Below are 20,056 nucleotides of genomic sequence, written 5' to 3' on the forward strand. Positions count from 1 at the left end.
ACTAACTCTCTAACCACAACTGCATCAATGAAATAAGCCTGTCCATATCAACCGGTTTTGTAATATAATCATTAGCGCCGGCCGCTATGCACTTTTCCCGGTCATCCTTCATCGCTTTCGCGGTTAAAGCTATTACAGGCAACTTGGCCCATTTGTTTTGCTTGCGGATGTACCTGGTGGCCTCGTACCCATCCATCTTAGGCATCATGATATCCATCAGTACGATATTAATATTGGGCACCTCTTCCAGCTTGGCAATGGCCTCTTCGCCATCATTGGCTATCTCCACAATCAGGTCATAACTTTGCAGGGCGCTACTTAGTGCAAAAATATTACGCATATCGTCATCAACAATAAGCACTTTTTTCCCTTTCAGGGCACCCTTGCCTTTTGAGGGCAGTTTTACTTTGGTAAATGCCGGCATCTGCTCATACTGGGCGCTGTTTGATTCGCTGATCTTGTTCAGGAACAAGTTCACTTCATCAATCAACCTGTCGGCAGATTTGTTGGTTTTTACCACCATGGCGTTGGCATACTGCATCAAACGGTTAACCGATGCTTTGTCCAGCTCCATGGCTGTGTTCACAATTACCGGGAGCGACGCGAAACGTTCCACCTCCTTGATCTTATCCAGCAGGTCGAGCCCTGATATATCGGGCAGGTTCAGATCCAGTATCACGCACTGGTATTCGTTTTCATGCAGCATCCTAAAGGCCGATTCGCCATCAAAGGCCTGGTCAACCGTGATACCCTGGCCCTGCATCATATCTTTCAATGCCTGGCTCTGGGCCTTATGATCTTCAACCAATAATATCTGTTTAAATTTGGTACCGCTTTGCAGCATGATATCGGCAAAAAGCTTATCCAGCGTTTCGGTATTGATCGGTTTTTTCAGGAAGCTGATAGCGCCTTCTTTGCGTACCCGGTTTGCTGCCGCATCACCCGCCGACATTAAATGCACCGGTATGTGCATAGTTGCTTCATTATGTTTGAGCTCTTTCAGTATCTGCCATCCATCTTTACCCGGTAGCATAATATCCAGTATCACGGCATCGGGCATATTTTCCTTCACGGTTTCAACAGCGTTAGTTCCTTCATGAACCATCACCGATTTATAGCCATGATCGCGCGCGTAATCCTGCAATATGTGGGCAAAGTTCTTGTCATCTTCCACAATAACCACCAATGGTTCGCGGTTAGTGTCGATAGCAGGTTTGGCGGCCGGTGCTAAAACTGGGTTTTCGGCCCTGAAGGTTTGTGCGGTTGGTAGTATCTCCTCTTCATGAGGCGCTACCTGTATAGCTTTCAATGGTATGGTCAGCACAAATTCGCTACCCACGCCCTGTTCACTGCTCAGGCTGATGCTGCCGCCAAGCAGCATAGCCAGCTCCCGGCTTATAGAAAGACCTAAGCCCGTACCGCCATATTTGCGACTGGTTGATCCGTCGGCCTGTTGAAATGCTTCAAATATGATGCGTTGCTTTTCGGCCGGGATACCGATACCCGAATCTTTAATGGCGAAACTGATAGTCGCTTCTTTTTCACCAGGGCGGGCGGTGATGGATATAGAACCGTTTTCGGATGTAAATTTAAAGGCGTTGGAAAGCAGGTTTTTGATCACCTGTTCTACACGTACCTTATCGGTAAATATGATTCGCGGCAGGTTTTTACTAACACTGGTGGTATAATTGATCTTTTTGTTACTGGCCACCTCTGCAAAAAGCATTTCCATATCGCCCAAAATATCGGATACTTTAATATCCTCATTTTGCATATCCAGTTTGCCCGACTCAATTTTCGACAGGTCAAGGATATCATTGATCAGCGTAAGCAGGTCGTTACCGGCATTAAATATTACACTGGCATATTTCACCTGATCTTCAGACAGGTTTAGTGGCTTGTTATCTTTTAGTATACGGGCCAGTACCAGGATACTGTTGAGCGGTGTGCGCAGCTCATGGCTCATGTTAGCCAAAAACTCCGATTTGTATTTTCCGGTTACTTCCAGTTCATCAACTTTAAGATTGATGGCGGCACGGGCCTGTTCAATAGCTTCGTTCTTTTCTTCCAGCAGGCTTGCCTTTTCTTCCAGTTCGGCATTAATGGTGCGGAGCTCTTCCTGCTGCACGCGCAGTTCTTCTTCCGATGCCTGCAACATTTCTGTTTTGTTCACCAACTCTTCGTTGGTAACGCGCATTTCTTCCTGTTGTGCTTCCAGTTCTTCGGCTTGTTGCTGGGTTTCCTCAAACAGGTCGTGCATAATGGTACGCGCCTGGGCGGTATTTACGGCAATACCAATATCGTTGGCCACGGCCAGTATATAATCATTGCTGTGTGCAGGCAGTTGGCCCACGTATGCTACTTCCATTACCCCTTTTAACTTTTTATCAAAAAAGAAAGGAACAATAAAGTTTTCGGTTAAAGTTTCTTTGATCACCGACGATTCCAGGTCGAACTTCTCATTCAGTTTTCCTTTAACAACAGCTGCCTTTTGATCTTGTGCCACCTGCCCCAACCAACCTTCGGATAGCTGAACAGTTTTCTTGATCAGATCGGGATTATGAAAAGCGTACGAAGCATATAACTCCAAGCGTTGGTGCGTTTCATTGTACAAGTACAATGTGCCTGCAGATGCATTGGTGTGGGTACAAACTTCGGTAAGTATATTGCCGGATAGTTCCCTTTCGCTTTGCTGGCCCTGCATTTTTTCGTTCAATTGCCCAGTTCCGGTAAGCAGCCAGTTTTTGGCTTCGTTTTCGGCCAGTACTTTACCCAGTTCAATATTGGCTACTTTAATTTCGGCCTCAATTTTTTTCTGCTGATCAAAAGTGCGCTGTATGTAGAAGAATAATATCAGGATAATGATCAGAAATATCAACGAACCACCCACAATAACCCAGATAGCTGTAGTGGAAGCCGTTTCCGAACTATCTTTGCGGGCGGCAAGCAAACTATTTTCCGTATCGTTAATGTGGGTATTGAGCTGGCGTATCTCGTCCATGTTCGCTTTCCCGTTGGTAAACATCTGGTTTTGCACCATGTAATCAAGCCCCTTGCTTTCACGTGCTTCAATATTTTCTTTTAAAATACGCAGCTGGGCAGATACCGATGAAATTAAGGAGTCGACCCGCTTAACCTGAATTGGGTTATCTGCAATCATTCCCTTCAGCTCCTGCAAATCACTGTTTACCCTGGGCAATGCATCATTATATGGTTCGAGGAATTTTTTATTACCTGTGGAGCTATAACCACGCATACCGGTTTCGGCATCTATCATCAACTGTAACAGGTTTGTTGATGTGCGGATAACTTTCTGAGTATGGTCAACCCATTTATTATCCTCCTCAAACTGATGGATACTATTGTAGGATAATACCCCGACTACTAAAACCAAAATAATAGATACCACAAAGCCGGCTAAAACTTGCTGGCGGAAAGAAAACTTTAACATGCAGACCTTTTGTTTATAATACAAATATGTTTAAAAAAAACCTTTTAATTATTTAAAAGGCTAATAAACATTTAAGGAATAGTTAATTGAGAAAATTAGAATCAAGAGTTAAGAATCAAGAGTCAAGATTAAAAACGTCGGTTGCTTAAATACGTCTTCTCTAATTTAAATCAAAATCAGGACCAGGATTATTGCTTTTCTTGATTCTTGACTCTTGGTTCTTAATTCTAATTTATTACGATTCTTGACTCTAATTTCTTGACTCTAATTCCCCAGCATCTTTGGCGGCCGGCGCCGTCTTAATGTATGTTTTAGGTTTGCTGCTTAACGCACCTGCTATGGCCAATATTACTCCTGAGAATAGCACATACCAGCCCCATTTAAATCGTACATGCCTGGTTAAATAGGCATCGAGCTTTTTAAAGGGGATAAAACTAAAGGCCGTTTCCACTTTGAATATAGAAGCTAATAACAGCAGTATCACCAGGGCAAGGGCCATCCAGGAAGCTGCCTTTATGATTTTTGGTTGGTTTAAAAACGATGCCGCCACGCCAACCACCGCCACCAGCGCCAATACCAAACCGTAGGGCTGATTAAGCTGATAAACATTCCAGTTAAATAAGCCAAGCGGCCGCAGCAAAGGACAGTAAGTACCGGCAAAAAGCAGCACAAAGCCCAAAAATGATAAAATAGAACTGATACGCATAAGGTGAGGTTTTTTTTAGTATCAAGTAGCTAGTATCAAGTATCACGACAGCTTTTCAAAGCTAAGCCAAAACAAGTCTTGATACTAGCTACTTGATACCCTATACTACTAAAGTTAAACTTATTGTTTTATTTCCATTTTATCGGCAAAGTGGGCGCAATAGTCGCGCAGGTCTTCTACAATGTTGGTTTCGCCGGTGGCGCGTAAAAAGCTGTCGCCCATGGTTTGCAGGGTTTCGTAAAAAAAGCGTTTCATTTCATCTACAGGCATATCTTTTGTCCAAAGGTCAATGCGCAGCGTATTTTTGTAGCTTTGATCCCACAGGGCCAGCATCATTGACTTTACAGGCAGGGCCTCTTTGTTTTGCGAATCTGTCGATTCCCACAGGATGCTTTCCGGTACATTGTTATCATCAAGGCTGATGGTCAGCTTTATTTCAGCAGTTTTCATTAGAGTAATTTTCTTTTTATCAATAATTATTTTGAGGCCGCAAGTATCCTAATTTTTAAACAAGGGGCATATAATGCTTTTGTAATTATTTAACCAATAAAAATATAACGGTTACCAGGGCTATAAAACACAGCTCTACTATCCATAGCTTTTTAAGTTCGGCAAAAAAGTTACGGAATATCAGATCCAGAAAAAACACTACCGCCGCAAACAGCAAAAATATCCAGCCAATGGTAGTGCTCCAGGTTTCCAGTGGCCTACCCGCTATGTGGGCGCCATAGATCCAGATATAAACCGCCGCCACAATAAAAAAAGTAGTAGCGAAATTTAAAGGGGTAATACGAAGTTTCAATTTAGTTATTGAATTAGTGAATTATTAGTTTTCATTCCCGGTTGGTAAAAAGTCCTTGTTCCTTTATCCAAAAATCCTTCCATCCAATTACCGTTTTTTCCTGGATGATTTACTGTTCGGATTTTTTTTGCCTACTTTACCATAACGTGCCTTATCCCGGGTGGCATCAAATTTTTTGCGCTGGTTAAGGGTTTTCTTTTCGTGAAAGGCCCCTTTAAAGTCGGGATCGTCCTTACGCTTTTGCAGATCGATCTCCTTGTTCTGCTCCTGCCTTTCGTCGTAACCGGTTTCCTCCATAAATACATCATCAGGAATGGCCGATACGGGTATGCTTTGTTTGATCAGTTTTTCGATCTTTTTGAGATAATATTCCTCAGCCGGACCACAGAACGTAATGGCTTCGCCCGATTGCAGGGCCCTGCCTGTACGCCCAATGCGGTGTACATAATCTTCTATCACTACCGGTACATCAAAGTTGATCACATGGCTCACATCACTTACATCAATACCGCGCGATGCCACATCGGTTGCCACCAGGATCTTCACTTCATCGTTCTTGAACGAATTGATGGAGTTGATGCGGGTATTTTGCCCTTTGTTGGCATGCAGCACCCGTACACCATTTTCGCCATATTTACGCAGCAAAAACTTATACACATCTTCGGCAGCGATACGGGTTTTGCAGAATATAATGAGCTTGGTGATGTCGCCTTCCAGGTCAAGTAGCTTTTTGAGCAGGTTGATCTTGGTTTTGTTATTGGGCACATGGTACAAATGCTGATTTACCGTTTGCGCCGGTGTAGCCTGCGGGGTTACCTCAATAATGGTGGGGTACTCCAGGAAGTTGTTCGACAGCTCATGGATCTTATCGCTCATGGTAGCCGAAAAAAGCAGGTTTTGCCTTTTTACCGGCACCACTTCCAGTATGCGGTTTATCTGGGGCATAAAGCCCATGTCCATCATTTTGTCGGCCTCATCCAACACCAGCACCTGTAAGGTTTTGGTTACAATATGCCCGGCCAGGTAAATATCCATAAAGCGACCTGGTGTAGCCACAATAATATCAACCCCTTTATTGATCTGCTCAATTTGTGTTTTGGGACCCAATCCGCCGTAAAGTACCACCACACGCAAATCGGTATTGGCGGCAAATGTTTTTACGTTCTCCTCGATCTGCATGGCCAGTTCGCGTGTTGGCGAAATGATCAGCGCCCGCGGATTTTCGCCCTGGGCATATTTTAGTTTCATCAGGATGGGCAACACATAGGCCGCCGTTTTACCGGTGCCGGTTTGCGCAATACCCATCACATCCTGCCCGTTCAGTATCGGGGGGATGGCCTTTTGCTGTATGGGCGTAGCTTCGGTATAACCGGCATCAGCTATCGCGTTCAATATTTGCCGGTTAAAATTAAATTCTTCAAAAGTTACAGCCATGCCGCAAAGATAAGCTTTTGAGGAAAGAGTCAAGAATTAAGAATCAAGAGGCGGGGATAAGAGTCAAGAATCAAGAGTTAAGAGGCGAGACACGGGCGTTAAAATTGGTTTGGCGAGCCGACCCACCTCGTCGGCGCTTTGATTCCTTCTCCACACACGTCATTGCGAGCGTAGCGTGGCAATCCCCGATATACAGAGAAGCCCTGCATATCGGGGATTATTAATGCATTAATTGTTTTTAAAGGTATTAATGAGCTCCCTCCGGTCGGTTGTCTACGTCGTTCCTCCTCGCAATGACGTTCTTTATTAAGCTCCCTTTTTGTCTCTTACATCTTGTTTACTGTCTCAAACCCCAAAATCCTATATTTGCCTTAATTTAATCCGAATTCGAACATCCCAAATCCGAAATCAATATATGTCAACAATCCTCATCAAATCAGCAACAGTAGTAAACGAAGGCCGGCAATATGTAACTGATATCCTGGTAAAAGATGGTTTTATTGAACGGATAGATTCAAGCATTGATACCCCAGCCGATGAGGTGATCAACGCTGAGGGCCTACACCTACTACCCGGTTGTATTGACGACCAGGTGCACTTTCGCGAGCCGGGTTTAACCCACAAGGCCAATATTCATTCCGAATCGCGCGCTGCCGTGGCCGGTGGTATTACTTCGTTCATGGAAATGCCTAACACCGTGCCTAACACTTTAACGCAGCAGTTACTGGAAGATAAATATGAAATAGCCTCGCGCAACTCGCTGGCTAACTACTCCTTTTTCATGGGTGCATCAAATGATAATCTTGACGAAGTACTGCGCACCGATGCCGCCAATGTGTGCGGTGTTAAAGTGTTCATGGGCTCATCAACCGGGAATATGCTGGTGGATAATCCGCGTACGCTGGATAATCTGTTTGCGCAATCGCCCATGCTGATAGCCGTGCATTGTGAAGATGAGGCCACCATCAAAAGTAACCTGAACCATTACAAACAGTTGTTGGGCGAAAACCTGCCGGTGAGGCTGCACCCCAAGATCAGGAGCGCTGAAGCCTGTTACCTGTCGTCGTCGTTGGCGGTAGAGCTGGCCAAAAAGCATAATACCAGGTTGCATATCCTGCACATATCCACCGCGCTGGAAACACATCTTTTTACGAATAAGATCCCGTTGCAGGATAAGCGTATTACTGCAGAGGCCTGCGTGCACCACCTGTGGTTCAGCGATGCGGATTATGAAACCAAAGGAAACTTCATTAAATGGAACCCCGCGGTAAAAACCGCCCAGGATCGTGACGCTGTTTTACAGGCTGTGTTGGATGGCCGTATAGATGTGATCGCGACGGACCATGCCCCGCATACTTTAGAAGAAAAGGAGCAACCCTACCTACAGGCGCCATCGGGCGGTCCGCTGGTTCAACATGCCTTACCGGCCATGCTAGAACTGTATCATCACGGCAAGATAAGCCTTGAACAAATAGTCGAAAAAATGGCGCACAACGTGGCCATCCTTTTCCGGATAGATAAGCGCGGCTTCATCCGCGAAGGCTACTGGGCCGACCTGGTGCTGGTGAATTTGAATAAACCCTGGAACGTGAACAAGAGCAATATTTTATACCATTGCGGCTGGAGTCCTTTTGAAGGCACCACTTTCCGCTCGCAAATTGCCTATACTTTGGTATCGGGTAATATAGCTTACGCCAATGGAAGTTTAACTGAAGGTAAAGCTGGCAAGCGTTTGAATTTTAATCATTAATAAAATTTACATTTTCAAATTACAGAATTTTCTGTAGAGGAAAACACATAAAAAGCACGTCATATAACCTATGTCATTGCGAGCGAAGCGCGGCAATCTCGTAGCTATTCTTATCCGATGAGAACGCGAGGAGATTGCCGCGCTTCGCTCGCAATGACATGATGAGTTTATCTTTTGCCAACCTACTCCACCGCTACATAAATCTCAACCCGGGCATCATCCGAATTGCAGCCACTGCAGCCATACACATCAAAATCGGCGGTGTATTTGCGGTTAAGACTACTGTTCCAGATGTATTGCCAGGTTTCGGCCACACGATCAGGCATCCAGCTTTTAGCTGTGAATTTTACATAAGTACCTGGCGCAACCGCCAAACTCACCAATCCTTCCGGAATGTTATCCAGCGAATTCACTTTACAACCCAGCACAGCGGTATAAGGCCCTGTATGATCTGTTTCATATTCGGTATAAACGCAATGTACCTCATCGCTTACCCTATCTTCAATTTGCAGTAAAATATTATCGTCCATAAATCGACACCACAGGTCGCCAATGTCCTGGGCTGCCTGTCCATTCTGGTTGGTGGTGCGTGTGGAGATCCCCAGCAAAAAGAAGCCTATTACATCTATCTTATCCATAATTGAAGTTATCACTATTTGTTATATTGATACATAATTTATTTTATATCAATTTTTTATAACGTTTATATAAATTATTTATTTAATAAGAAAATTACTCGATCATTTTTCGCAATCCATCAAAAACGCCGCGCCAGTTTTGCTCAGAATGTTCCTTGGCTGCCTCGTCTTTGATATTATCCTGGGTAATGGCCAGGGTGGTTACCCCATCTTTTTCAGTCAGGCTGTAAGTGATATCGGCATAGTTTTCGGGCTTATCTTCGGTGCCGGCCATGCTGCTCCAGTAATTATACTTTACATATTTGCCTGGGTCGATCTCCAGTATGGTACCATGATCGTGATAAGCTTTGCCATCCCATTCGCCGCTGAAAGAAATAGGCTCCCCTACCCTCCATGTCGACTCCAATTTAGTACCAAAAAAGTAGGCTTTTACCATTTCCGGATCAGTAAGTCCCTGCCAAACTTTGGTTATCGGGGCTTTAAATGTTAGATTAATGCTTAATGTTTGATTTTTCATTTGAGTAATTTGTTTTTTAAAGGTAATGAAGCTATCATGAGCCTATTTACTCATTCAGGTTGCTGAACTTTAGCTCATGATGGTTTCATAATGTGGTTTATTTATGGTTTATAATTGCCTCGCCTAAATCCACTCCAAAGGAGAGCGCAGGGTGAGGCTCTTCTGTTATCATTTGCTTTTTGATCAGTTCAAAATCCTTTTCACCTATCTCCAGGAAACCAAAGCGGAAAGGGTAACCCCATGATTTTTTGTTGATGATAAAATCGAGCTCATCAATCAGGGGAATGATAGGCGCTTCGTTACTTTCGTAAAATTGGACGTTGCGGCGCCAGGGTATAAAATCCTCAGACATTTTATGCTGGTAGATCTCGTCGCCAACAGCCTGTCCAATGGCCGTAAAAGCCTTGCAAGGTTCAGTACCGTTCATACTTTGTTTTGGCGAATAAAAAAGCACCCAATCACCGGCATGTACCTTTTTTAAGGCGGCCTGTTTACCATGATTGGCCTGCATAAAGCCGCCGGCTATGCCACGGGCTATATGATCTTTAGAAGCTACGGTTATCCAGTATTTCATAATACAGTTATTGAATTATTGATTTAGTGAATTAGTGATTTCATGTAACAAGCCACAAAAACACGACCATAAAAACACGTGTATAAAGTACTGAAGCCACAAGTCTGATTTGTTCCTTTTTAACTCAGAACTTAAAACTTTCGACTAAAGACTTTAACACACTGTTTGTAATGGTTAAGCAAAGTAAACACCGGCTAATGACAACCCTATGTCAGCAGGGAAAAAGGAAGGATTATTTATTTTTTTGAACGATGGCTGCAGCTATAGTTTTAACCTGATCGATGAGCTCCTGGGGTTTCACAATTTCGGCACAATCGCCATACATCATAAACCAGCGGGCAAAGCCTTCAATAGAGCGGGTTAAAAAGGTCATTTCGATCTTATTACCCACCGCTTTGTCGGATACAAACCCACTGTAATATTTTTGATAATCTAAATGACGGGCTATCTCTTTATCTACCCTGATCAACACCGTTTCCAGCTGTTTCTCTTTGGCGGTTTGTTCAATATAGGCCTTCAAGGTAGGGTGCTTGCTATGGTTATAAGAAGCATCGGCTATTACCGCCTTGCGCATCCTGTCCACCCTAAAATCACGATAATCGTTACGTAAACGACAAAAGGCAATTAAATGCCAAAAACTATCCGCGTAAAAAATGCCAACCGGTTCTACATCTCTTTTGGTAGCCTCCTGGCTGTGGGCTGCAAAATAGTCAAGCGTTAAAAGCTTTTTTTGCGCTATGCTATCCAGTATGGTCTGGATGTGATCGGTATTGGCTGCCGGTTTATGGTACCTGTTTTTCAACACCTCAATGCTCCCGTCAAGGTTTTCCAGTATATCCTTTTCAGCCGTTTTGAGGATGGCCCGCACCTTGTACATCGCCGATTGATGGTGCTTCATGGTACTGGTATCCGTCATCTTCTCCACAAACTTTTCGGCGGTTAAAAAGGCCGTGGCTTCCTCGCGGGTAAACATTACCGGGGGCAAACGATAGCCGTCCATAATCGAATAACCCACACCGGCCTCACCCATGAGGGGGATGCCCGCCTCTTCCAGCGTTTTTACATCGCGGTAAACCGTACGCAAACTGATATTAAAACGCTCTGCAATATCCGAAGCTTTTACTACCCTGCGCGATTGTAGCTGTATCAAAATTGCCGAAATACGGTCGATGCGGTTCATAAATCAAATTAAGCAAAAAACAAGCTATCTTTGATGGAATAATTCATTAAAAAGAGTCAAGAGTTAAGAATCAAGAACCAAGACCGCTTCAAAGGGAGTATGCATCCTTAGCTTTGTCTTGATTCTTGACTCTTGGTTCTTACATCTAATTACGCTATGTCCAACCCTGCTGAAGATAAGATCATAACCCTCGAGACCTATTACGATGTAATGCTGGCACACATTATGCGCACCAAGCTGGAAGATAACGGCATACCCTGCTTTATTGCTGACGAAAGCTTAAATGCCCTTGGCCCATTATACAACCAGGCCGTTGGCGGTATAAAGCTTAAAGTTTTTGAACGCGATCTGGAGCGCAGCCGCGAAATACTGGCTACCGAGGGCGATCTGCACGAGCAGGACCATATAGAAATTGATGAGGAAACCAATAATGCGATCATCTGTCCTTTTTGCGCTTCAACCAATATCGGTCCGGCAGATCCGGGTAAGTTTTCCGTTTTCCTTTCGACTGTTTTCCCGTTTTACAATACCAAAGCCTGGCATTGTTTTAACTGTTTGCAGGATTTTGAGTAAAGTTCTTTCCCTTTATGTCATTGCGAGGAGGAACGACGAAGCAATCTCCTCGCCTGTACAAACGCGAGGAGATTGCCGCGCTACGCTCGCAATGACATGATTTTGATTTAATATTATTCCCCGCACTCTTTGCGGCAAAGCCGAAGAGGGTCGTCCAACGATGTGCAGACGGGGCGAGTCTACTGCCGTTTAGGTGAGGTCATTTTATTTGCTGTTTTTTATATATTAGCAGCATGTATAACCGCCGTAAGTTCATCAAAATATCAGCCGCGGGCGCTTCGCTTGCCGCATTATCCAACTCTGCTGTAGCCAAAGCCATTTCGTCAACCACCGACGCCACTTTACCCATCGTCATATCCACCTGGGATTTTGGAATCATCGCCAATAAAGGTGCCTGGAAGGTACTGTCAACCGGTGGTCGCGCGCTGGATGCCATTGAGGCCGGTGCACGCATACCCGAAGAACAGGATATCAGCAGTCATACGGTTGGCCGTACCGGTTTACCCGATCGCGATGGTCACGTTACGCTCGACTCCTGCATTATGGATGAGAATGGTAACTGCGGCTCGGTAGCTGCTATGGAAAACATAGCCCACCCTATATCCGTAGCCCGTTTGGTGATGGAAAAAACCCCGCATGTGATGCTCGTGGGCGAAGGCGCCACCCAGTTTGCGGTAGAACAGGGCATGAAAAAAGAAAAACTGTTGACCCCGGAGTCTGAAAAGCTCTGGAAAGAATGGCTTAAAACAGCCAAATATGCCCCGGTAATGAATATTGAAAACGGTCAGAAACCAGGTAATAAATATAACCATGATACCATCGGCATGCTGGCTATCGATGCCAAAGGCAATATATCCGGTGGTTGTACCACCAGCGGCATGGCCTTTAAGCTGCATGGCCGCGTTGGCGACAGCCCCATCATTGGTGCCGGTTTATATGTGGATAACGAAGTAGGCGGCGCCACATCAACCGGTGTGGGCGAAGAAGTGATCCGTAACGTGGGCAGCTTTTTGGTGGTGGAACTGATGCGCCAGGGTTATTCGCCCGAGGATGCCTGTAAGGAAGCTGTTCGTCGTATCATCAAAAAGAAACCCGAAACCGCCAAACAGATCCAGGTAGGCTTTTTGGCCATTAACAAAAAAGGCGAATACGGTGCTTACGCCATACAAAGCGGCTTTTCCTTTGCGGTTTGCAACGCGCAGCAGCAAGACCTTTTGATTAAGGGAAAGAGCTTTTATTGATTTGATAGTTCATGGTTCATAGTTGATGGTTCATGGTAGGAAATTTATCCGTAGTTCATGGGATCATAGTAAATTTAAGCCGGTCAGGAATACTCCAAGTACTATGATCTATGAACTCAAAAAACTATGAACCATCAACTATGATCCATGAACTAAACAACTAACGACTAACGATAATCTTAACCAACTATGATTAAACCCGTTAATCTTGAAGTTTGCGCTAATTCGGTTACATCCGCACTGGCAGCCCAGGAGGGCGGCGCCGTACGGGTGGAACTGTGCGAAAATTTAAAAGAAGGTGGCACTACTCCCTCACATGGGCAAATATTAATGGCCCGCAGCTTACTGCATATTAAATTGTATGTACTCATCCGTCCGCGGGGTGGCGATTTTTTATATTCCGATCTGGAGTATCAGATCATGATGGCCGATATCCGGTATTGTATCGAGGCTGGTTGCGATGGCGTGGTGATAGGCATGCTGAATCCCGATGGCTCTATTGATACCGAACGTTGCCTGGAAATGGCAAGGCTGGCCCGCCAATGGGGACTGGGTGTTACCTTTCACCGGGCGTTTGATATGTGTGCCAACCAGGACAAGGCCCTCGAAGAAATTATTGAAATGGGTTGCGAGCGTATCCTTACCTCGGGTGGTAAAAGCACCGCTATGGAGGGCGCTACCGTGATCAATCATCTGGTTCAAAAAGCGAAGGGCCGCATCAGCATTATGCCGGGCAGCGGTGTTAGCGAAGCCAACGTGGCCGACCTGGTACATTTTACCGGCGTAACCGAAGTACATTCCTCAGCCCGCACCAGCGTGCAAAGCAAAATGCAATACAAAAACGACCATATCCTGATGAGCAACGAACCCGGCGATGAATACAGCATCGACCTCACCAGCGTTGACCGGGTCAGGAAACTGGTAGAGTTGGCTAATAGCTGAGATCGCTTCGTACCTCGCAATGACGTGTGTGGAGAAGCAAAACATCCCGCCTTCCCTTACTGTTTGTTTTCCAGTTCCCTCCCCACGGGAGGGGTGCGGCTGGCACGAGCGTAAAGGCAGGGAGGGGTTTAGCCAGCTGATGAAACCCCTTCCTCCCCTTCCCGAGGGAAGGAATCGCACAAGGCCTGGGCATTTTCTCCTCAATCACTAATTCACCCAATCACTAAATCATTCAACCTTGCGCTCGTTTGTAACGAGTGCTTATTGCGGTCAGGCGATTGCATCGCCATTGCGTTTTAAACGCAAACCCATGTTAAGCACTCGTTACAAACGAGCGCAAGCAGATAAAGTCTCCCCTTCGGGGAGATAAGGGAGGGCTTCGCCGTTTAGAGGGGTAATTAAAAAAACGTCACTGGCAATACCAGTTCTATCCTATTCCGGCCTGTGCCGCCAAAAAAGTCCTCGTCCAATAACCTACTATATCTGATGCCGAACGAAATGCTGTTCTGGTTAAAGAATTTGGTATCAAAAAACACAGCCGCTCCTGTCGAGCGGAAGTTTTGTTTAAAACCGGCACCGTTTGTAAAAAAATTATCGGAAGTGGCGCGGGTATAATCAAAAAACAGCTGTCCCCTTAAACGCAGCAGGTATACGATGTTCCCAAAACCGGCATCGGGATAGGCAAAGGGAAAATGATAGTTAAGGCCTACCTTATTCATATCGTCCAGACTTTCGGCAGTATAGCCCTTACTAAAGGGAAAATCATTAGAGAAACCGATCACATTATTCTTGCCTTTTTGCTGATGGGCCACATTGATCACCAGGCTGTGATTGGTTGCCAGTCCGGGGAAATAGAAAGTACCTTGTGCCAGCAATTGGGTGGCAGCCCCGCCAGATACACCGGCTTTATAATTCAGACTGATGCTTTGCGCCAGCATGGGGTATATATTCTGTTTAGCCACCAAACCCTGGTTGCTGAAGGATATATAATTATTGAGATAGGCATAGTTGCGGTCTTTAAACTGTTGGACATTGCCCTGCTGAAAGTGCGTTTGGTTAAAATACAGGTCGCTGCCAAAGGTAAGCCAGGTGGAGTGTTTGCCCGCGCTGAAGTTAAGCGGCACTTCGAGGCCGCCATGTACCGATGTTTCGTTCCAGTATACGTAGCTGCCTTTATAAAACTGACGGCGATCGAGCGTATAATCAACCCCGGCAGATATATAAGGATACAAAGCGCCGTAAATAGCATCAAAGCCAAACTGTTTATAACCTTCGTTACGGTTATAATCAAAGGATATCTGCGACTGAAAAGTATTCAGCACGTTTTCGCCGGTAATGGCAAAAGAGTAGTTCGGATCGCTGATATTCGGGATGATGCTATGAAAATTGAACAAGCCATGCCCTTTGGAATATGGCGTAACCGGCAGGGGTTTATCCACCACTTCGGTTAGCATATCGGCCGATGAATCACGTCCCAGCGCGCTGATACCCATGTTTGGCAAATGCCGTACATACTGTGGACCGGCATCAATCCATTTCAGGTCCTTTTTGTTTACCTCGTTAATCTGGTAGCCAAAAGCGGTAAACCCAACCCAGGCCAGTTTATTATCGGCTACAGCGGGCTGATAATGGCCTACACCTGTGTCATGACTGGTAGGCAACAGTTCAAAGCATTGATTATCTTTCAGTTTCAGTACAAACAGGCGGTCGTTTACATCTTCGGTTTGGGTAAAGTATACGTCGTTGTTTTTAACCGTGGTAAAGCCAATTGGTCTATAACTAAAAGGGACCAGGTATTTAGCGCTGCCGCTGGCAATATCGATCAGCGCCAGTGTCATTTTACCTTCGGGATTACGAACCGCGACCACCAGCTGGTCATCGCCATAAAATTGCGGATAGGTATAAAATAGTTTCTGCGGATTGGGCAATGCTTTGATCAGCTGACCATCGGTGTTCAGCAAATGCAGCTCACTTGCCCCCGAAGTAGCCACCCGCGACACCACGATACGTTTACCATCGGGACTAAAGGCAGGCGAAAAATATTTTGTTTTCCGGGTGATGCGATGCTCCTTGCCGCTGGCTATATCCAGTATCATCAGTTCGCTGTAATTGCGGTAGCCCCAGCGCGGGTCGGGGCGATAGCTGGCATAAACCACTTTACCATCATGATAATTAAAATAATTATCCAACGACGACGAACGCGTGCTGATCTTGCGTTCCCGGTTACCGGTCCGGATCACAAAAGCCGGGATATGATCATACGGACTCTTCATATAAATGAGCGTACTGTCGTTAATATAGGCGGGATACTCCCTGTCGGCATCAAAATGTTTGGCTTTGGCCGCGGGCGTTTTTTCATCATCCTTAAACACCTCTTTAAAATGACTGAGCCCGTTATTGGTAAAAGTCTTAAAATCGACGCCCGTGTATTTATTGATAGCCCGCTGAAAGGGATAAAAACCGCCCCTGAAAGCCGCGGCATCATGCGTTACGTTTTTCCAGAGGTTATCGCCATATTTTTCGCGCCCGTAGGAAACCAGCATATAACCCAGTGGGTAATGATCAGGGGTGAAATCAAGGTATGATCCATTGCGCAGCTTCATATAGCTGTAATCGCGATCGGCCGCCCACAGGGCACGGTAGCCATTAAAAAACCAGGGAAGCCGCCCACGGCCCTGCCCGCTTACATGGGTTTCGTTAAATACGGCATCGCCCTCAAAAAACCAGTTAGGGACCGATAGATCATTACCCAGGGCCTGCCCACCTTCACCAAAAAGGATATGCAGCAGGTGCGAAACACCCACATTAAAGTTATTGTACTGCTGCACGTGCCTAAATTCGTGAATGGCCAGTTGCTGCGGCCAGGGCAAACTGCCTATGTCAAAGCTATTTTGCTCGGGCGTTAAAAAAAACTCACTGCGGAAAGGGGCCAAACCCACATAGCCATTGGCAATAGTAGTTTGGTTTTGCAGCACAATGCTCACCTGCTTTTGCTTAAGCCCAATAGAGGGTTTGATGAGCCCGTTCATTTGCTGCACAATATTGGCCACCCTCAACCCTGCCGAATCCATCCCCGCCGGGAAAATGATCCGGGCTGCCGGTGTATTTACCTGCTTCCATTTTATCGAAGGTGGATTACCACCAAACTCCTGCGACCGGGCAACAGTAGCGGCAAATAATAAGGCAGGCAACAGCAGTTTTTGTAAGGTTTTTTTAACGGCGGGGTAATTTTTCATAGAGTGCTCAAAGTAAGCACAATTTGTAATTTAAACAACAGCCTCACCCCAACCCTCTCCAGAGGAGAGGGAGCTAAAATCTGCATATCCATTTGTCATCCTGAGCGCAGCGAAGGATCTATTCTTGATTGTGTAGGGCGCAGAACAGATACTTCAATCTAAGGGCGTTACCTTCGGCCCGCGCTATCCGCTCATACGCCACAAGGCATTAGCCACGGGCCGGTATCCGCTGCTATCGCTAACGCGGAATTGTCTGAACCTTGATTTTCCGGATTTTAGGATTACCTGGATTCTTTAATCGTGATAAAACAAACCTTCTTCCCGTCAGCAGATAAGCTTCAGGCGAAAGCGGGCAGAACGATGGTGGCTCTGTGCGGCTGCAAGGGCATAGCGAACCTTACCCGAAGCATGAGATAAAGAGCGAACGAAGTGGAGGTAAGGTTTAGCAGCCGCGGTTCTGTCCGATTTGCGGGGTAAAGGCCCGTGCGGCAAAGAAGCATTTCTGGTGACTTGATCTTTTGGTTACTTTTGTATCAAGACAAAAGTAACAGCCTTAGCGGCAATTGAGCGCTCTACGACTTGCATTATTCGCCCTGCATAAAGGGGATTGCTACGCTCGCAATAACGTACGAGAAATAACCCCATAAAGAGCTTTGTTATCCTTCTGAATTTTCGTTATATTTGTATATACTACAGCCCGGTTTTCGATCAAAAAGGAAAACCGGGCTGTTTTGTTAAGACGAAATACAAGCCAAAAACCACCCATTTTACAATCAAATAATTGACAATCAGTAATTTAATACTTTTTAAAGTTTCAAAAACTCATCAAAATCGTGTTAAAATTTGTTAAAAAGTGTTAAAATGAGGATTTTTCGATCAATTTTTGGCCCTTTTTACCCTGTTTTCGACCAGAAATTTGTTAAAATTTAAGGTTTAAAAAGTTTTCCAGCAGTGCACTTCATTTTTCTTTAAAATAATTTAAAATGTTTTTGGTGGTCAATCGTCTTTATCTTTATAAGGAGTAAAAAATTGATAACCGCCATAATGCCCGACGATAAGAACAGCCAAATTATACATACTATAAAAGCGTATGGTAAAAGCCTGTTGGGTTTTATTCGCCGGAGGGTAAAAAACGATGCCGATGCCGAAGACATTCTGCAGGATGTCTGGTACCAGTTTAGTTCGGTGCTCAATTCAGAACCTATTGAACAAACCAGCGCCTGGCTTTACCGGGTAGCCCGCAATAAAATAACCGACAAGCATAAAAAAAAGACGGAAACCCTATTGGACGATATGCTTACCGGTGAGGATGAGGAGGACGATACAGCCGATTTTAAGGCTATTTTATTCACCGAAACCAGCACCCCCGAAACTGAATACCTGCGCAACCTGTTTTGGGACCAGCTATTTATTGCACTGGACGAGCTACCCAATGAGCAAAAGGACGTGTTTGTATGGCATGAACTGGATGACATGTCATTCCAGGAAATTGCCGACATCACAGGCGAAAAAATGCAAACCCTGGTATCGCGCAAAAGATACGCGGTGCTGCATTTGCGTAAACGCTTACAACAATTGTATAAAGAAATAACAGAATATTAAAAAATGACCGGCACAAAGCCGGTCGCACAAAAAATTAAAGATTAAGAAAATGAGAAAGATATTTTTTAGAGGGCGTTTTATATTTATCCCGCTGGCAGTCGCCGCCTTCCTGTCGCTCATCAGCTTTGTAGTGATGCAGTTGTGGAACAATTTATTACCTGATATTTTGCACCTGGGTACTATTACCTTCTGGCAAGCCATGGGCATATTCATCTTATGCAAAATACTGTTTGGCTTTGGTAAAGGCGGTGGACGCCCTGGTTGGGGCGGCGGCGGATTTATGCGAGCCCGCATGGCCGAACGCTTTAAAAATATGAGTCCAGAGCAACAGGAAAATTTTAAAGCCAAAATGCGCGACCGTATGTGCAACTGGAAAGATCGCGGCGGCCCAGGCTTTAGCAGGTTCGGCCCAGAATGGAACGATTTTAAAACCGAAGAGGAAACTAAAGCGAGCGGAGAGTAATAGTGAGGGGCGAATAGTGAGCGATCTCAAATTGACAGAAAACAATTTACATCCATTCACTACTCACCACTCGATAATTCACTAAATCAATAATTCACTAATTATTTAAAGATGGATGTGCTGGTATTTTCAACAAGCGTTAAAGAACGGCGCCAGGTGAGCAGGGTAACTACCTTGCTTACCAAATTTCCGGCTATTATGCAATGGAACTTTGACCTGGAAGATTGCGATAATATATTGCGTATAGAGGCTGAAGGCGTATGCCCACGCAAGATCGAAACGCTTTTACAAAAAGCAGGCATCCAATGCCAGGAACTGGAGTATTAATAAGAATCAAGAAATTAGAGCCAAGTATCAAGACAGGAAAATAATAGGTCTGTGTTTTGTCCTGGCTCTTGACTCTTGATTCTAACAATCTATTTCCCCTTAGCCGGGCTATTGATCTCGATCCAGTATCCGTCGGGGTCCTGAAAATACAGTTGTAGCACACCATCGGGTCTTAAAGTGGGTTCCTTACTGTCACCTTTCCAGTTACCATAAGGAATATGCAATTCATCAAGCCTTTTGGCAAATTCTTTTACCGAACCTACGGCAAAACAAAGATGCTCGGTAATATCGTGCTTATAGCTGCAATTGCCCTGTATGGCATGTAGCTTTACATGATTCCCCAAACTATACCACTGGTGCAAGGTGTCGGCAAAGGGATTGGGCACTTTTTGCAGATGCATCACTTCGGTATAAAAGGCGGTACTTTTTTTAAGATCGCGCACACAAATGGCAATATGATCAACTATCGGTGCGGCATCAGTTGCGGTTTGGGCCTGGCAAAAGCCGGGTAAAATAAATGCCGCCAACAAGATCGCCCATTTTAGCCTGCCAGCCTTATGCGTACTTAAATTCAAGAAAATGTTCATGTTAAGTTTTGGTTTTAAAGCCTAAAGATATAG

General features: G+C 45.1%; 18 protein-coding genes. 7 read left to right on the top strand and 11 right to left on the bottom strand.

Features of this window, described 5'->3' with window-relative positions; translation table 11 throughout:
* Position 1: 1 nt before the first annotated feature.
* From AC57BQ_RS13015 to AC57BQ_RS13035, 5 genes are all read right to left on the bottom strand, one after another.
* The gene (locus AC57BQ_RS13015) at positions 2 to 3,451 is read right to left on the bottom strand and encodes a response regulator (protein ID WP_496406685.1); all 3,450 of its coding nucleotides are present in this window, start codon (positions 3,449 to 3,451) and stop codon (positions 2 to 4) included.
* A 250-nt stretch (positions 3,452 to 3,701) separates the two neighbouring features.
* Positions 3,702 to 4,157 (bottom strand): hypothetical protein, encoded by a 456-nt coding sequence (locus tag AC57BQ_RS13020; RefSeq protein WP_496406686.1) that lies wholly within the window; start codon positions 4,155 to 4,157, stop codon positions 3,702 to 3,704.
* 120 nt (positions 4,158 to 4,277) lie between these two features.
* A complete protein-coding gene (gene gldC / locus AC57BQ_RS13025; RefSeq protein WP_076372156.1) occupies positions 4,278 to 4,607 on the bottom strand; it encodes a gliding motility protein GldC in 330 nt (109 codons plus the stop codon).
* An 85-nt stretch (positions 4,608 to 4,692) separates the two neighbouring features.
* Positions 4,693 to 4,959: a hypothetical protein gene (locus tag AC57BQ_RS13030; protein ID WP_090468967.1), complete on the bottom strand. Its 267-nt coding sequence runs from the start codon at positions 4,957 to 4,959 to the stop codon at positions 4,693 to 4,695.
* An 87-nt stretch (positions 4,960 to 5,046) separates the two neighbouring features.
* Positions 5,047 to 6,393 carry a DEAD/DEAH box helicase gene (locus AC57BQ_RS13035; RefSeq protein ID WP_076372160.1) on the bottom strand — a complete coding sequence of 449 codons (1,347 nt, stop codon included), beginning with the start codon at positions 6,391 to 6,393 and terminating at the stop codon, positions 5,047 to 5,049.
* A 415-nt stretch (positions 6,394 to 6,808) separates the two neighbouring features.
* On the opposite strand from AC57BQ_RS13035, the gene AC57BQ_RS13040 reads away from it, so the two are divergent.
* Positions 6,809 to 8,143: a dihydroorotase gene (locus AC57BQ_RS13040; RefSeq protein WP_496406687.1), complete on the top strand. Its 1,335-nt coding sequence runs from the start codon at positions 6,809 to 6,811 to the stop codon at positions 8,141 to 8,143.
* A gap of 182 nt (positions 8,144 to 8,325) precedes the next feature.
* On the opposite strand, the gene AC57BQ_RS13045 is transcribed toward AC57BQ_RS13040, so the two are convergent.
* The 4 genes from AC57BQ_RS13045 to AC57BQ_RS13060 form a co-directional block, all read right to left on the bottom strand.
* The gene (locus tag AC57BQ_RS13045; RefSeq protein WP_496406688.1) at positions 8,326 to 8,781 is read right to left on the bottom strand and encodes a GyrI-like domain-containing protein; all 456 of its coding nucleotides are present in this window, start codon (positions 8,779 to 8,781) and stop codon (positions 8,326 to 8,328) included.
* A 94-nt stretch (positions 8,782 to 8,875) separates the two neighbouring features.
* Entirely contained in the window at positions 8,876 to 9,298 is a 423-nt protein-coding gene (locus tag AC57BQ_RS13050) for an SRPBCC family protein (RefSeq protein ID WP_496406689.1), read from the bottom strand.
* Between the two features lie 97 nt (positions 9,299 to 9,395).
* Positions 9,396 to 9,872, bottom strand: coding sequence for an EVE domain-containing protein (locus tag AC57BQ_RS13055; protein ID WP_496406690.1), 477 nt, complete (start codon positions 9,870 to 9,872; stop codon positions 9,396 to 9,398).
* 232 nt (positions 9,873 to 10,104) lie between these two features.
* The gene (locus tag AC57BQ_RS13060; RefSeq protein ID WP_496406691.1) at positions 10,105 to 11,052 is read right to left on the bottom strand and encodes a helix-turn-helix transcriptional regulator; all 948 of its coding nucleotides are present in this window, start codon (positions 11,050 to 11,052) and stop codon (positions 10,105 to 10,107) included.
* A gap of 156 nt (positions 11,053 to 11,208) precedes the next feature.
* On the opposite strand from AC57BQ_RS13060, the gene AC57BQ_RS13065 reads away from it, so the two are divergent.
* The 3 genes from AC57BQ_RS13065 to AC57BQ_RS13075 all read left to right on the top strand — a co-directional run bounded on the left by AC57BQ_RS13065 (position 11,209) and on the right by AC57BQ_RS13075 (position 13,808).
* On the top strand, positions 11,209 to 11,625 hold the full coding sequence (locus AC57BQ_RS13065) for a putative signal transducing protein (protein ID WP_090468981.1): 417 nt from the start codon (positions 11,209 to 11,211) through the stop codon (positions 11,623 to 11,625).
* Positions 11,626 to 11,858: 233 nt separating this feature from the next.
* Positions 11,859 to 12,866, top strand: a complete 1,008-nt coding sequence (locus AC57BQ_RS13070; RefSeq protein WP_496406692.1) for a glycosylasparaginase — start codon at positions 11,859 to 11,861, stop codon at positions 12,864 to 12,866.
* A gap of 189 nt (positions 12,867 to 13,055) precedes the next feature.
* Complete coding sequence (locus AC57BQ_RS13075) at positions 13,056 to 13,808, top strand: copper homeostasis protein CutC (protein ID WP_496406693.1); 753 nt, start codon at positions 13,056 to 13,058, stop codon at positions 13,806 to 13,808.
* Positions 13,809 to 14,206: 398 nt separating this feature from the next.
* Here AC57BQ_RS13075 and AC57BQ_RS13080 read toward each other — a convergent pair whose 3' ends face one another.
* A complete protein-coding gene (locus AC57BQ_RS13080) occupies positions 14,207 to 17,044 on the bottom strand; it encodes a TolB family protein (protein ID WP_496406694.1) in 2,838 nt (945 codons plus the stop codon).
* A 1,029-nt stretch (positions 17,045 to 18,073) separates the two neighbouring features.
* Between AC57BQ_RS13080 and AC57BQ_RS13085 the strand changes: the two genes are divergently transcribed.
* The 3 genes from AC57BQ_RS13085 to AC57BQ_RS13095 all read left to right on the top strand — a co-directional run bounded on the left by AC57BQ_RS13085 (position 18,074) and on the right by AC57BQ_RS13095 (position 19,436).
* Positions 18,074 to 18,646: an RNA polymerase sigma factor gene (locus AC57BQ_RS13085; protein WP_496406695.1), complete on the top strand. Its 573-nt coding sequence runs from the start codon at positions 18,074 to 18,076 to the stop codon at positions 18,644 to 18,646.
* A 49-nt stretch (positions 18,647 to 18,695) separates the two neighbouring features.
* Positions 18,696 to 19,109, top strand: a complete 414-nt coding sequence (locus AC57BQ_RS13090; protein WP_496406696.1) for a hypothetical protein — start codon at positions 18,696 to 18,698, stop codon at positions 19,107 to 19,109.
* Between the two features lie 111 nt (positions 19,110 to 19,220).
* Positions 19,221 to 19,436, top strand: coding sequence for a hypothetical protein (locus AC57BQ_RS13095; protein ID WP_496406697.1), 216 nt, complete (start codon positions 19,221 to 19,223; stop codon positions 19,434 to 19,436).
* An 89-nt stretch (positions 19,437 to 19,525) separates the two neighbouring features.
* Here AC57BQ_RS13095 and AC57BQ_RS13100 read toward each other — a convergent pair whose 3' ends face one another.
* The gene (locus AC57BQ_RS13100) at positions 19,526 to 20,023 is read right to left on the bottom strand and encodes a VOC family protein (protein ID WP_496406698.1); all 498 of its coding nucleotides are present in this window, start codon (positions 20,021 to 20,023) and stop codon (positions 19,526 to 19,528) included.
* Positions 20,024 to 20,056: the final 33 nt, after the last annotated feature.

It is taken from the genome of Mucilaginibacter sp. BGA-UO-ETr-C110 (assembly GCF_059567985.1).

Excerpts from the sequence above, each read along its gene's own strand:
- AC57BQ_RS13055 (WP_496406690.1), bottom strand. The coding sequence starts at position 9,872 with ATGAAATACTGGATAACCGTAGCTTCTAAAGATCATATAGCCCGTGGC.
- AC57BQ_RS13060 (WP_496406691.1), bottom strand. The coding sequence starts at position 11,052 with ATGAACCGCATCGACCGTATTTCGGCAATTTTGATACAGCTACAATCG.
- AC57BQ_RS13065 (WP_090468981.1), top strand. The coding sequence starts at position 11,209 with ATGTCCAACCCTGCTGAAGATAAGATCATAACCCTCGAGACCTATTAC.
- AC57BQ_RS13020 (WP_496406686.1), bottom strand. The coding sequence starts at position 4,157 with ATGCGTATCAGTTCTATTTTATCATTTTTGGGCTTTGTGCTGCTTTTT.
- AC57BQ_RS13100 (WP_496406698.1), bottom strand. The coding sequence starts at position 20,023 with ATGAACATTTTCTTGAATTTAAGTACGCATAAGGCTGGCAGGCTAAAA.
- AC57BQ_RS13035 (WP_076372160.1), bottom strand. The coding sequence starts at position 6,393 with ATGGCTGTAACTTTTGAAGAATTTAATTTTAACCGGCAAATATTGAAC.
- AC57BQ_RS13040 (WP_496406687.1), top strand. The coding sequence starts at position 6,809 with ATGTCAACAATCCTCATCAAATCAGCAACAGTAGTAAACGAAGGCCGG.
- gldC (WP_076372156.1), bottom strand. The coding sequence starts at position 4,607 with ATGAAAACTGCTGAAATAAAGCTGACCATCAGCCTTGATGATAACAAT.
- AC57BQ_RS13070 (WP_496406692.1), top strand. The coding sequence starts at position 11,859 with ATGTATAACCGCCGTAAGTTCATCAAAATATCAGCCGCGGGCGCTTCG.
- AC57BQ_RS13015 (WP_496406685.1), bottom strand. The coding sequence starts at position 3,451 with ATGTTAAAGTTTTCTTTCCGCCAGCAAGTTTTAGCCGGCTTTGTGGTA.
- AC57BQ_RS13050 (WP_496406689.1), bottom strand. The coding sequence starts at position 9,298 with ATGAAAAATCAAACATTAAGCATTAATCTAACATTTAAAGCCCCGATA.
- AC57BQ_RS13080 (WP_496406694.1), bottom strand. The coding sequence starts at position 17,044 with ATGAAAAATTACCCCGCCGTTAAAAAAACCTTACAAAAACTGCTGTTG.
- AC57BQ_RS13090 (WP_496406696.1), top strand. The coding sequence starts at position 18,696 with ATGAGAAAGATATTTTTTAGAGGGCGTTTTATATTTATCCCGCTGGCA.
- AC57BQ_RS13075 (WP_496406693.1), top strand. The coding sequence starts at position 13,056 with ATGATTAAACCCGTTAATCTTGAAGTTTGCGCTAATTCGGTTACATCC.
- AC57BQ_RS13045 (WP_496406688.1), bottom strand. The coding sequence starts at position 8,781 with ATGGATAAGATAGATGTAATAGGCTTCTTTTTGCTGGGGATCTCCACA.
- AC57BQ_RS13095 (WP_496406697.1), top strand. The coding sequence starts at position 19,221 with ATGGATGTGCTGGTATTTTCAACAAGCGTTAAAGAACGGCGCCAGGTG.